The sequence below is a fragment of the Haladaptatus sp. AB643 genome, from assembly GCF_024136975.1.
In the GTDB taxonomy this organism is placed as follows: domain Archaea; phylum Halobacteriota; class Halobacteria; order Halobacteriales; family Haladaptataceae; genus Haladaptatus.
This window is the reverse complement of the sequence record NZ_JAMYJW010000002.1, coordinates 377,339-389,926: the sequence shown is the minus strand read 5'-3', so window position 1 is coordinate 389,926 and position 12,588 is coordinate 377,339. Positions and strand designations below refer to the sequence as shown.

The 12,588-nt window shown below is 62.6% G+C and carries 10 protein-coding genes; 6 read left to right on the top strand and 4 right to left on the bottom strand.

The window, feature by feature from the left end; translation table 11 throughout:
* Nucleotides 1-25: 25 nt before the first annotated feature.
* The gene (locus tag NKF25_RS06610) at nucleotides 26-1,474 is read right to left on the bottom strand and encodes an aldehyde dehydrogenase family protein (protein WP_253225908.1); all 1,449 of its coding nucleotides are present in this window, start codon (nucleotides 1,472-1,474) and stop codon (nucleotides 26-28) included.
* A 114-nt stretch (nucleotides 1,475-1,588) separates the two neighbouring features.
* On the opposite strand from NKF25_RS06610, the gene gfo6 reads away from it, so the two are divergent.
* The 3 genes from gfo6 (at nucleotide 1,589) to NKF25_RS06595 (ending at nucleotide 5,134) form a co-directional block, all read left to right on the top strand.
* On the top strand, nucleotides 1,589-2,680 hold the full coding sequence (gene gfo6, locus NKF25_RS06605) for a D-xylose 1-dehydrogenase Gfo6 (protein WP_253225907.1): 1,092 nt from the start codon (nucleotides 1,589-1,591) through the stop codon (nucleotides 2,678-2,680).
* 106 nt (nucleotides 2,681-2,786) lie between these two features.
* Nucleotides 2,787-4,025 (top strand): mandelate racemase/muconate lactonizing enzyme family protein, encoded by a 1,239-nt coding sequence (locus NKF25_RS06600; RefSeq protein WP_253225906.1) that lies wholly within the window; start codon nucleotides 2,787-2,789, stop codon nucleotides 4,023-4,025.
* Between the two features lie 224 nt (nucleotides 4,026-4,249).
* Complete coding sequence (locus tag NKF25_RS06595) at nucleotides 4,250-5,134, top strand: fumarylacetoacetate hydrolase family protein (RefSeq protein ID WP_253225905.1); 885 nt, start codon at nucleotides 4,250-4,252, stop codon at nucleotides 5,132-5,134.
* A 509-nt stretch (nucleotides 5,135-5,643) separates the two neighbouring features.
* Here the strand turns inward: NKF25_RS06595 and NKF25_RS06590 are convergent.
* On the bottom strand, nucleotides 5,644-6,408 hold the full coding sequence (locus NKF25_RS06590; protein WP_253225904.1) for an IclR family transcriptional regulator: 765 nt from the start codon (nucleotides 6,406-6,408) through the stop codon (nucleotides 5,644-5,646).
* Between the two features lie 281 nt (nucleotides 6,409-6,689).
* Between NKF25_RS06590 and NKF25_RS06585 the strand changes: the two genes are divergently transcribed.
* Entirely contained in the window at nucleotides 6,690-8,144 is a 1,455-nt protein-coding gene (locus tag NKF25_RS06585; protein WP_253225903.1) for a rhamnulokinase family protein, read from the top strand.
* Nucleotides 8,145-8,154: 10 nt separating this feature from the next.
* On the opposite strand, the gene NKF25_RS06580 is transcribed toward NKF25_RS06585, so the two are convergent.
* The gene (locus tag NKF25_RS06580; RefSeq protein WP_253225902.1) at nucleotides 8,155-8,931 is read right to left on the bottom strand and encodes a glucose 1-dehydrogenase; all 777 of its coding nucleotides are present in this window, start codon (nucleotides 8,929-8,931) and stop codon (nucleotides 8,155-8,157) included.
* A 116-nt stretch (nucleotides 8,932-9,047) separates the two neighbouring features.
* Here NKF25_RS06580 and NKF25_RS06575 point away from each other — a divergent pair, with 116 nt between their 5' ends.
* Nucleotides 9,048-10,079 carry a zinc-dependent alcohol dehydrogenase family protein gene (locus NKF25_RS06575; protein WP_253225901.1) on the top strand — a complete coding sequence of 344 codons (1,032 nt, stop codon included), beginning with the start codon at nucleotides 9,048-9,050 and terminating at the stop codon, nucleotides 10,077-10,079.
* Nucleotides 10,080-10,083: 4 nt separating this feature from the next.
* On the opposite strand, the gene NKF25_RS06570 is transcribed toward NKF25_RS06575, so the two are convergent.
* Nucleotides 10,084-10,860 carry an SDR family oxidoreductase gene (locus NKF25_RS06570; RefSeq protein WP_253225900.1) on the bottom strand — a complete coding sequence of 259 codons (777 nt, stop codon included), beginning with the start codon at nucleotides 10,858-10,860 and terminating at the stop codon, nucleotides 10,084-10,086.
* A gap of 246 nt (nucleotides 10,861-11,106) precedes the next feature.
* On the opposite strand from NKF25_RS06570, the gene NKF25_RS06565 reads away from it, so the two are divergent.
* Nucleotides 11,107-12,522 (top strand): sugar ABC transporter substrate-binding protein, encoded by a 1,416-nt coding sequence (locus NKF25_RS06565; protein ID WP_253225899.1) that lies wholly within the window; start codon nucleotides 11,107-11,109, stop codon nucleotides 12,520-12,522.
* Nucleotides 12,523-12,588: the final 66 nt, after the last annotated feature.

Below are 12,588 nucleotides of genomic sequence, written 5' to 3'. Positions count from 1 at the left end.
TGGAGAGCCGAAGGTAACGGACGGTTCAGTAGTTGTCGTAGACGGTTTTCTCGATGGTGTAGAAATCCAGTCCCTCGTCACCCTGCTCGCGCCACGTCTCGCTGGACGAGCGCTTGAATCCGCCGAACGGAACGTGGAGTTCGAGGCCAGTCGTCTTGTCGTTGACCTTCACGACCCCGGATTCCGCCTCGCGGACGAAACGGTTCGCTTCCGTGTGGTCGTCGGTGACGATGCTCGCCGCGAGTCCGTACTCGACGTCGTTCGCGACGGCCAACGCCTCGTCGAAATCGCTCACCGCGATGACGGCGACGAGCGGGCCGAACACCTCTTCCTGTGCGATGCGCATCTCGGAATCGACGTCGGTGAACACTGTCGGCTCGACGAAGTAGCCGGATTCGACGGCCGAACCCTCCGGAATTCCGCCACCCGAGACGAGCGTCGCCCCTTCCGCCTCGGCGACTTCGACGTAGTCGAGCGTCGATTCGAGTTCGCTCTCGCTCACCTGCGGACCCATCTCGTGCTCGTCGCCCGGGCCGATATCGATGGATTCCGCGCGATCCACGAGTTCGGCGACGAACTCGTCGAGGACGTCCTCGTGGACGATGGCACGGGAACACGCCGTGCACGCCTGCCCGGTGACGCCGAACGCGCCGCTCGCGACGAGGTCGGCCGCTTCGGCGGGGTCGGCCGAATCGGCGACGATGGTCGGGTTCTTCCCGCCGAGTTCCGTCTGAACGCGCTTGCCGGAGTCGGTCGCTTGGTCGTACACCATCTCGCCGACTTCGCTGCTGCCGGTGAACGAGACGGCGTCCACCGCGTCGCGTTCGATGAACTCGGTGCCGACGACGCTTCCCGAACCCGTGACGACGTTCAGAACGCCGTCTGGGAGACCTGCTTCGTCCAGCGCGCGTGCGATTTCCATGGCGACGCCGGGTGCGGCCGACGCGGGTTTGAGAACGACCGTGTTCCCCGCCGCGAGGGCCGGTGCGAGTTTCCACGCGGGGATGGCGATGGGGTAGTTCCACGGCGTGATGAGCGCGGCGACGCCGACCGGTTCCTCGATGGTGTAGAGGTTCTGGTTCGGAGAACTCGGGTTTTTGACCGTCCCGCCGCGTTCGGCCGCTTTCACCGCGAAGTGATAGAAGATGTCGATGGCGCGCTGTACCTCGCCACCGGCTTCGGCGTTCGCCTTGCCTTCCTCGGCGACGAGCAGGTCGGTGAGTTCGTCCTTCCGTTCCGCGAGCAGGGTCGCCGCTTCACGGAGGATTCGGCCTCGCTCCGGGCCGGGCGTCGCCGCCCAGTCGTCGGCCGCATCTGCGGCAGCCTCGACGGCCTCGGTGGCGTCTTCCGTACTGGAGTCCTGGTATCGCGCGACGACTTCGCTCGGGCGTGCGGGGTTCTCGACTTCGATGGTCTCCCCCGTCGCCGATTCGATCCACTGTCCGCTGACGTAGTTCCGTGTCGTATCCGACATCACGCTAGTGTTCTCACTTCCACCATACGACTGTTACGGTCCGAGTAACGTTTGACAGAAATTTTTACTACCGTTATCATTATCTTTTTGCCGACTGGGTCGAACATCCCGGTTATGACCGCCATCGACGACCTGAACGGGATCAGGGAACGAGACTGGGAAGCACTGGAGTCCGGAACGCTCCGCATCGCCGTGGTCGGCCTCGGTTGGTGGACGCGCGAGCAAGCCATCCCGGCGATCCGGGAGTCGAATTTCTGCGAGACGACCGTGACCGTCAGCAGTTCCCACGAGAAAGCCGAGGACGCGGCCGAGGGGGTTTCGACGGCCACTGCCGCCATCACGTACGACGAGTTCGTGGACGGCGAGGCGACCGACGAGTACGACGCCGTGTACGTCTGTACGCCGAACGCGTATCACCTCCAGTACGTGCGCGCCGCGGCGAACCACGGCAAATCGGTGCTCTGTGAAAAGCCGATGGAGGCGACGCTCGAACGCGCCGAGAAACTCGTCGCGGCCGCCGAGGACGTGCCGCTGATGGTCGCCTACCGGATGCAAACAGACCCGCAAGTGCGTCGGATGCGCGAACTCGTCCGCGAGGGGGCCATCGGCGACCCGGTCGCCGTCCACGGTCACATGGAACAGCAAATGCTCGACTTCGTCTCCGGCAATCCCGACCAGTGGCGGCTCGATCCCGACCTCGCCGGCTACGGCGCGACGGTGATGGACTTGGGAATCTACCCGCTGAACACGACCCGGTTCGTCCTCGACGCCGACCCGGTGAGCGTCACCGCACAGATGCACTCCGAACACGACGCCTTCGACGAGGTCCCGGACGAGCACGCCACGTTCACGGTACAGTTCGACGACGGCACGTACGCCGCCTGCACGGCCAGTCAGAACGGCCACCTCTCGGGTGGCCTCCAGATCATCGGAACCGAGGGCGAGTTACGGCTCGACCCGGCGTTTTTGGGCATCACGCCGCAGACGCTCACGATCCGCCAATCGGGCGGCCGCGAGATGGAGATCGACGACGGCCGCCGCGACCTGTTCGGGGACGAGATGACCGAGGAGTTCGACTACTTCGCCGACCGCGTCATGCGCGGGGTCGAACCGACGCCGAACGGTGAACACGCGCTCGTGGACATGCGAACGCTCGCGGCCATCTACGAGGCCGCCGAGACCGAAGCGCAGGTCGCGGTCGAGTAAGGTCGCAGTCGAGTAGTTCGTACCGCCGCCTTCTGTCCTTTGCGACCCTCACGACTCACCCCATTCGCAACCTTTACAACGGACCTCTGGGAACCAGCCTCATGCAATGGTTGATCATGCGAAGCTCCGCGACCCGAACGCGGAGTATACGATGCGTGACCTCTCCGCCGACACGATGGGAATCACCAATCGGCGCGGCGGGGTCCGTGATGCGGAGATAACCGACGTCCAGACGACGATGGTCGATGGCAACTACCCGTGGATTCTCGTCCGCGTCTACACCGACGCCGGTGTCGTGGGGACCGGCGAGTCCTACTGGGGTGGCGGCGACACGGAAATCATCGAACGGATGAAACCGTTCCTCGTCGGTGAGAACCCGCTCGACATCGACCGACTGTACGAACATCTCGTCCAGAAGATGTCCGGGGAGGGTTCCGTCTCCGGAAAGGTGATTTCGGCCATCTCGGGCATCGAAATCGCGCTCCACGACCTCGTGGGCAAACTCGTCGAACTCCCCGCCTACCAACTCGTCGGCGGAAAGTACCGCGACGAGGTGCGGGTCTACTGTGACCTCCACACCGAAAACGAAGCCGACCCGCAAGCCTGCGCGGACGAAGGCGTCCGCGTCGTCGAGGAACTGGGCTACGACGCCATCAAGTTCGACCTCGACGTGCCCTCGGGTCACGAGAAGGACCGCGCGAACCGTCACCTCCGCGGCCCGGAAATCGATCACAAGGTCGAAATCGTCGAAGCCGTCACTGAAGCCGTCGGCGACCGCGCCGACGTCGCCTTCGACTGCCACTGGTCGTTCACGAGCGGGAGCGCGAAACGCCTCGCGCGCGAACTGGAGGAGTACGACGTGTGGTGGCTCGAAGACCCGATTCCGCCGGAGAACCACGACGTTCAAGCGAAGGTCACGGATTCGACGACGACGCCCATCGCCGTGGGCGAGAACGTCTACCGGAAGTTCGGCCAGCGGACGCTGCTCGAACCGCAGGCCGTGGACATCATCGCACCCGACCTCCCCCGCGTCGGCGGCATGCGCGAAACGAGAAAGATAGCCGACCTCGCGGACATGTACTACATCCCGGTCGCCATGCACAACGTCTCCTCCCCCATCGGGACGATGGCGTCCGCACAGGTCGCGGCCGCGATTCCGAACAGCCTCGCCGTCGAATACCACTCCTACCAGCTCGGTTGGTGGGAGGACCTCGTCGAGGAGGACGACCTCATTCAGAAGGGCCGGATGGAAATCCCCGAAACGCCCGGTCTCGGCCTCACGCTCGACCTCGACGCCGTCGAGGAACACATGGTCGAGGGTGAGACCCTCTTCGACGAGGCGTGAGCCTCGTCGAGCCAGCAAATCAGTGATTTGCGCTGTTCGACGAAGTGTAACCTTCGTCGAGCCAGTGAGCTCGACTCACGTCGTTCGATGAATAACGACCGTCGTCGAGTCGGCAGATAGGAGGTTCGAACGGCTTGCCCGAAGCGAGTAGTCTCGACGCCGTCTGCGACTCGTCGGGCCTCCCGCGGCGATACTCTTTTAACACTCTCCGAGCATCACTGTGTATGCGCTATTACCGACTCCCCGGTGGAGAGCCACGCTCATCCACAGACAGCTTGGTAGTGATGGACGACGACGGAGCCGCCTACGACCTCACCGCCGTCTCACCCGACCTCGGTTCGTTCCGGGCGCTCGCCCGCGCCGCGAACGCGAGCGACGAATCCATCGACACCATCGCCCGCAGACGCATCGACGAGGCCGAGCGGATCGATTTCGACGCGTTCGACCGGAATACCCTCCAACCGGTCATCGCCGAAGAGGTGTGGGCGGCGGGCGTCACGTACCGAATCAGCGAGGAGGCGCGTAAAGCCGAGAGCGGCAAGCCGGAAGTGTACATGGACGTCTACGACAGCGAGCGACCGGAACTGTTCCTCAAGGCGACGCCCTCCCGGACGGTCGGTCCGTGGGATGACATCGGAGTGCGCGGCGACTCGGGGTGGGACGTCCCGGAACCCGAACTCGGGGTCGTGCTCCATCGCGGGGAAATCGTCGGCTACACCATCGGCAACGACGTCTCCAGCCGCGACATCGAAGGGGATAATCCGCTGTATCTCCCGCAGGCGAAGGTGTACGACCGCTGTTGTTCACTCGGTCCCTGCGTCGCAACCGAGGAAACGATCGGCGATCCGCACGACCTCGAAATGTCGCTGACGATCGAACGCGACGGCGAGATCATGTACGAGGACTCGACATCGACGAGTGAGATGGCGACCACCTGCGAGGAACTCGTCTCGTATCTCGAACGGCACAACACGCTCCCCGAAACGCTGGTTCTACTCACCGGAACTGCGCTCGTCCCTCCGGAGTCGTTCACCCTCACCGAGGGAGACGAGGTTACCATCGACATCGATCGTATCGGACGACTCGTCAACGGAACGGTGAGCGTCTAATCCGATAGCACGACACGCCCGAGCACCGGGATAGCGACGGCTATCCTCGACTGCCGACGACGCCCGGACGGACGGGGCCACGTCCCGACGTTGGTCGGCGAGGGGATTCGGGGACGGCGTTCCGAGCCATCTTCGTGGAGCTGTTTCTACGGAATCACGTTTCGTCGTGTTCTGGATATCAGAATTCGATTGGCCGCGGCCGTCACTCCCGTTCGTTCGACATCCCCGCTAAAACAGGGACAGCACCGCAGTCGAAGAGTGGTACGGGAAAATACGGAGTCGTAGATGATGGTCAAATGAAGACATTGTGTTCTGGTATCGAGAACGAGCTCGTGGTCTGCGAGATTCTTGTCGTCCCGGTCTCCCGCCGAGCCAACTGTCCATTACAGGCATATCAATGTAATTCCTGTCGTGGGACGGATATTCTACTGCTGACGGTCAACCGCTCGGTTACACGTGTTTAGGAGAGTTGAACGCATTACGTCGAACGCGGTAGGAAGTTGAACGCGTCACGCCGAACGCAGGTCGAGTTCTATCTTCTTCGCGGTGCTGAACACCTGTCCCGTGACGTCCTCCTCGAAATGTCGTCCGTGGAGGACCTCGTCCGGACCGACGACGCAGATGGCCGCCCGTCCGTCGGTGTCGCCTCCACGGATCGGAGCGGCGACACCGTTCACGTCCTCGATTCGTTCCCCACGGCTGTACGCGACGCCGTCGTCGCGCACCTTTCGCAACTGTTCGAACAACCGTGACGCGTCGGTAATCGTCCCGTCGGTATAGCGGTCCAATCCGTGGTGTCGGATACAGTCCTCGACGCGGTCGTCGGACATGGAGGAGAGTATCGCTTTCCCGGCCGCGGTGGCGTGCAACGGCACTTGATCGCCGTTGACCGACGAGGGGGACCACGAATCGGAGCACGTCGCGTGATACACACGAGTCGCGCAACCCGTTTCCCCGACGTAGAGACCGGCGTACTCGCCGGTCGTCTTCGTGAGGTTGTCCAGATACGGCTTTGCGACCCGGAACAACTGCATCCGATCCCTCGTCCGCTCGCCCGTCGCGAGCGAGCGAAGCGTGAGGTCGTATCGGCCATCGACCTGTTTGACGTACCCCAGGCTACGCAACGTCGTCAGGTGGTTGTGAACGGTTCCCTTCGTCGTGTCGATTCGGGAGGCCAGTTCCGTCACCCCGAGTGGACCGTCGGCCGCGAGGGTTTCAAGCAGCGTAAACGAGGTCTTCGTCGCGTTCACCGGACAACGCCCATCTACGTTCATGGTACCTATCAATGGGTCATCCACTTATATCTGTTCACCACAGTTAAACTGAAAGATAAAAAATGTACCGAACGATCACGATAGATTCGCGGTGGCATCGATGTTTTGGGGGACGAATCCATCAGATGGACGGTATCGAGGAGGAGACGGAATATGAGCGGCGTTTTTCTGTGGTAAACGGGGGGAGGGGAGTGCTACGACCGGCGCTGGTCGGCTGACACGAGGAGCTTCGCGCGGGAAACACTCAAATCACTGGGATACACAGTGACGAAAAGAACGGCATGAATCACCTCGCAGTCGATATCGGCGCGAACGGTGGCACGGTGTTCACCGGAGAAATCGAGCCGAACCGGATGGACATCACCGAAGTGCATCGATTCGACAACCACCCGGTCGAGCGGAACGGCCGGTACGTCTGGGACGTTACCGACCTCCTCACGGATATCGAGGAGGGACTCTCCGTGGCGGCGTCGTCGCTCGACGGGATCGACACGGTCGGCATCGATACGTGGGGGTTGGATTTCGGACTGCTCAACGACGGCGAACTGTTGTGTGATCCGTACTCGTACCGTGACCCCGAAGTCAGCGCGACCCGCGATGATATCATCGAAACGGTCGGCAAGCGGGAACTGTTCGAGGCGACCGGCCTCAATCACTGGAACACGCCGAACACGCTGTGGCAGTACCACGCGCTGGCCCGGAACGAACCGGACCTCCTCGCGGACGCCGACCGCCTCCTGATGATGCCCCAGTTGTTGACGTATCTCCTCGGCGGAGAGGCGGTGACCGACGTTACGGTCGCATCGACGAGCCAGATGTTGGACCCCGGACGGCGGTCGTGGAATACCGCGCTCCTCGATCGATTGTCGCTGCCGACCGAACCGCTGCCGCCGTTGTGCGAACCCGGGACCATCGTTGGAACGGTAGACGCGGAAATCCTTCCGTCGGAACCCACGCTCGTGCTCCCGGCGAGTCACGACACGGCGGCGGCGGTCGCCGGGATGCCACTTTCGGAAAACGCCGCCTTTCTCAGCACTGGGTCGTGGTTCATCCTAGGCGTGGTTTCGCCACGGCCCGACCGTTCCGCGGCGGCCTACGAGGCGGGCGTCTCGAACGAACTCGGTGTCGACGACACCGTTCGACTGCTCAAAAATATCAACGGGTTCTTCCTGCTCGAAGAATGTCGGCTGGCGTGGAATCGGGACGGCGGCGTGACCTCGTACGAGGAACTATTGAGGGCCGCCGAGGACGCACCCGCACACGCGTCGATAGTCGATCCCGACGCCGACGCGTTCAGTATCGACGGATCGATGCCAGAGCAGATAGCCGACTACTGTCGCGACACGGACCAGCGGGTGCCGGAATCGGAGGGCGAAACCGTCCGCTGTCTCCTCGATAGCCTCGCCGCGACGGCGGCGCTCACCCTCGAAGGGATCGCGGCGGCGACCGGACGAACCCCCGAAACGCTCCACGTCGGCGGTGGCGGGGTTCGAAACGAACTGTTCTGTCAACTGCTCGCCGACGCGACCGGGTTAGTCGTCCGCGCGGGACCGACCGAAGCGACCGCGACCGGAAACCTGCTGACGCAGGCGGTCGCCGCCGGATCGCTTCCCGACCTCGAAACCGGTCGCCAACTCGTCGAATCGACGATGGAAATAGCCACGTACGAACCGGCGGCCGCCAAGGGCTGGGATGAAACGATGGAAAAGCTTCGCGCGCTTCGCTCGTCGTCGTGAAGTTCCGGTCTCAGCGCGACGTGTAGCCGCCATCGACGCGGACGATTTCGCCCGTCATGTACGGGGACGCCTCGGACGCGAGGAACACGACGATTCCCTGCAAGTCCTCGGGACGACCGAGTCGTCCCATCGGCGTGTTGTCCAGCCACGTGCGTTCCATTTCGGGGTCGGCTTCGAGCACTCCTTCCACGAGTTCGGTCCGCATGTAGCCCGGCGCGATGGCGTTGACGCGGACGCCACGGTCGGCCCACTCGACGGCCATCGACTTCGTCACCATCAGCACGCCCGCCTTCGACGCGTTGTAGCCGACCTGCGGTTGCGGGACGTTGACGTTGTAGGCCGACATGGAAGCGATGTTGATGATCCGTCCCTCGCCGCGGTCGAGCATCCGCCGTCCGACGTGTTTCGCGCACAGGAACACGCCCGAGAGGTTCACGTCGAGCGTCCGTTGCCACGTCTCGTACTCCATCTCCTCGGCCGGTTCGTTCGCGGCGATGCCCGCGTTGTTCACGAGAACGTCGATGGGACCCAGTTCGTCGGCCACCGCCTCGACCATCGCCTCTACTTCGGCTTCGTCGGTCACGTCCACCTCGACCGCGGCGGTATCGACGCCGAGTTCTTCGAGTTCGGCGGCCGCCTCCTCCGCCATCTCGATGTCGATGTCCACGATTGCAACGTCGGCACCAGCGTCGGCGAGCGCTGTCGCCATTTCCTTGCCGAGTCCACGGGCCGCACCCGTGACGATGGCTGTCTCTCCGTCGAGCGCAAATCGGTCTAGTACACCCATTTGTCAATATATCCCACGCATCGGTAGTAAGTATTTCGCAGGAGAATGTCGGTTGGAAGTGCGACACTGTAGGGGGAAGTTTTAACCGCTGGTCCACGGATTAGCAGGTGTCGATAATGAAAGCAGCTGTACTGACGGACGAGCGGACCGTCGCTATCGAGGAGCACGAAAGACCGAACCCGGACGATGGGGACGTGCTCGTCCGGGTGAACGCCTGTGGCGTCTGTATGACCGACTATCACATGTACCACGGGACGTTCCCCGTCGAGTTCCCGATGATACCGGGCCACGAGAGCGCCGGGGAAGTCGTCGCCGTCGGGGACGACGTGTCCAACGTCGCCGTCGGCGACCGAGTGGCGATCAACCCATCGATCCCCTGCAACGACTGTCGAGCGTGTCAGAGCGGGAAGGAGAACCTCTGTGAGAACTTCACCTCCATCGGCGGCGCGGCCGACACCATCATCGACGGCGCGTTCGCCGAGTACGTTCGCGCACCCGAAGGCTACGTCGAACCCGTGGGGGAGTTGGCGTACCGGAAAGCGGCGTTCGCCGAACCGCTTGCCTGCTGTATCCACGCCGTCGATCAAGTGGACCTCGAATCCGGGGACACCGTCGTCATCATCGGTGCTGGCCCCATCGGCCTACTCCTCTCACAGACGTTCCGCGCGAGCGGCGCGGGAACGGTCATCGTCTCCGAGCCTGTCGATCACCGACGCGAACTGGCGCTCGAAACCGGCGCGGACTACGGTATCGATCCCGTGGAAACCGACCTGAAATCGGAACTCGACGAACTCGTCGATGGCGTGGATATCGCCGTCGAGGCGGTCGGGTTGCCCGAAACCATCGAGATAGCGCTGTCGCTGCCGTCCGCCGGGGGAACCACGTTGATTTTCGGCGTCCCGCCGCAGGACGCGACGGTCGAAATCGATCCGTTCTCGGTGTACTACGACGAGACGGAACTCGTCGGAACGTTCTCCCTGACGCCCAACGATTTCACCCGCGCCGTCACGTTCCTGAGAAACGGGCGGATCGACGTCGAATCGCTCATCACCGACGAGTATGGTCTCGACGGATTGTCGAACGCGTTCGATGGGATGGAGGAAAAGGAGGGGTTGAAGAAGATGATCTATCCGAATCGGGACGAATAATCGTCTAACGATTATCCAATCGCCAGCTATCGATGGGGACCTGTCCGCCGTCGACGCGGAGTTCGTGGCCGTTGATGTAGTCGCTAGCGGGCGACGCGAGGAACGTCACGGCGTTCGCGATGTCTTCGGGTTCCGCGAGTCGGCCGATCGGGTTGTTGTCCAGAATCTGCTGGCGAACGGCGTCGCTGAACCCCTCGGTCATTCTGGTGTTCACCCATCCCGGTGCGACGGCGTTGACGCGGACCCCCTCGCGGCCGAGTTCGAGCGCGAGGCTCTTGGTCAACCCGAGCAGGCTGTACTTGCCCACGTCGTAGGCGGGTGACATCCCGACGCCGTTTTTCGTATGAATCGACGTGATGTTGACGACCTTCCCGTAGCCGCGCTCGACCATCCCATCGATGACCGCGCGAGTGCAGTTCAGCGACCCGTAGAGGTGCACGTCGAGGTTCAACTCGAAGGTGTCGTCGTAGGAGTCATCGACGAACGGCCCGGCGTCGCCGACGCCAGCGTTGTTCACGAGGATATCGATGGGACCCAGTTCCTCCGTCGCCCGTTCGACCATCGCCTGAACTTCCGCGGCGTCGCTCACGTCGGCGGCGATGCCGACGGTTTCGACGCCGAGGTCCCGGACTTCCGCGGCGGTTTCCTCCGCCACGTCGGGGTCCACGTCGTTGATGACGACGTCGGCACCGTTTCGTGCGAACGTCTTCGCCGTTTTCTTTCCCATTCCGCGGCCAGCACCCGTGATGAGGGCGGTACGGTCTGTCAAGTCACAGTCCATGGCTACGGTGAGCGATTCGCCGAACATAGTCGTTGTGGTAGCATACAAGATATGAACTATCAATGTGATCATCGATAAGGACAATACTTAATTATCTGTAATCAAATTACTCGCGTGGATAGCTGAACCGCATCGAACCGGACGGTGTGACACGAAGTCCCCTCACGGGGATGGCGGTGTGGATGACAGGCGGACACAGAACCATGAACACCAGCAACCGAATCAGCGCAACGGATCGGGTGAACGATGACGACGAATAGAACGCGCCGCGACTTCCTCGCATACGCGGGTACGGGTGTAGCGCTCACATTGAGCGGCTGTACGCGCGGCGGCAGTGCGAGCTCGGGGAACGACGGAACGAAGACCGTGGACCCGTCGAAGGGAGACGGAACCATCGACCTCTCGGCGTACACCGACGCGAACATCAAGTGGAAGAAACACTCCGGGAAGAAGGTCAACGTCGGTGCCGTCCAGCACGCGTGGATCGACAGCATTCGACCGCTCGTTCCCATGTTCGAGAAACTCACAGGGATCGACGTGGTGTGGAACATCCTCCCGGAACAGCAGTTCCGAACGAAGCGGCTGACCGACGTGAGCACCGGGGCCGGGAAGTTCGACGTGTTCTTCATGGACCAAGTCGTCAACCAGTTCCGGCAGGCCGGATGGCTCCAGTACCTCGACCCGTACTTCCAGGACGACGACCTCTACGACCCGGACTGGTACAACCGGGACGACCTTCTCGGCGTGTGTCAGGAGGCGGTCCACGGGGCCGGGCGGACGAAGAAGTGGACGGGGATGCCGATAACCGTCGAGGTCCACACGATGTTCTACCGGAAGGACCTCTACGAGAAGCACGACCTGTCGATTCCGAAGACGACGGACCAGTTCCTGCACAACGCGAAAGTCATTCAGGAGAACGAAGACGGCGTTTCGGGGCTCGTCAACCGCGGTCAGAAGGGGTACGGGATGAACGTCTACACGATGGACGCGTGGCTCCGCGAGTACGGCGGCAAGCTATGGAAATCGTATCCGGAAACGTCCGGCCTCGACACGGACATGGCGAAGAAGGCGGGCAAGTACTACGTGGAAGCGCTCCAGAACTACGGCCCGCCGTCCATCGGCACCATGACGTGGTCCGAAGTCGTCGCGGCGATGCAACAGGGCACCGCCGCGCACGTGATGAACGACGCGAACCTGTTCTGGGGGACCCTGGCGGACGCCTCCCCGGACGGCGGCGACATCGGCGTCGCGAAGATGGTGACGCCGAAGACGAAGGAAAGCAAGTTCGCGCCGGGCGCGTTCACGTGGCAACTGTCCACGTCGAAGGCCGCGAAACACTCCGAGGCGGCGTTCCTGTTCATGCTCTGGGCCACGTCGAAGCCGACCCAGCGATGGATGGCGATTCAGCGGAGCGCCTCGTTCCCGACGCGAAAATCCATCTGGTCGCAGAAGGCGTACGAGAAGAAGTACGGCGAGGAGTTCAGCAAGGTATCCCTCGAATCGCTGAAGAGCGCCGAGACGGAGCCGTACGACGCGATGTACCCCGTCTGGGCCCAGAAGTACTCCATCCAACTCCAGAAGGCGATAACCGGCGGGAAATCCGTCGATTCGGCGATGAAGAAGGCGGCACAGCAGGCCGAGTTGACCGTCGGAGGGAACTGACATGAGTCGAGAACCGAACCACCGACAACCATCGATTGACTTCCGATCACCGAACCACCACAGAAC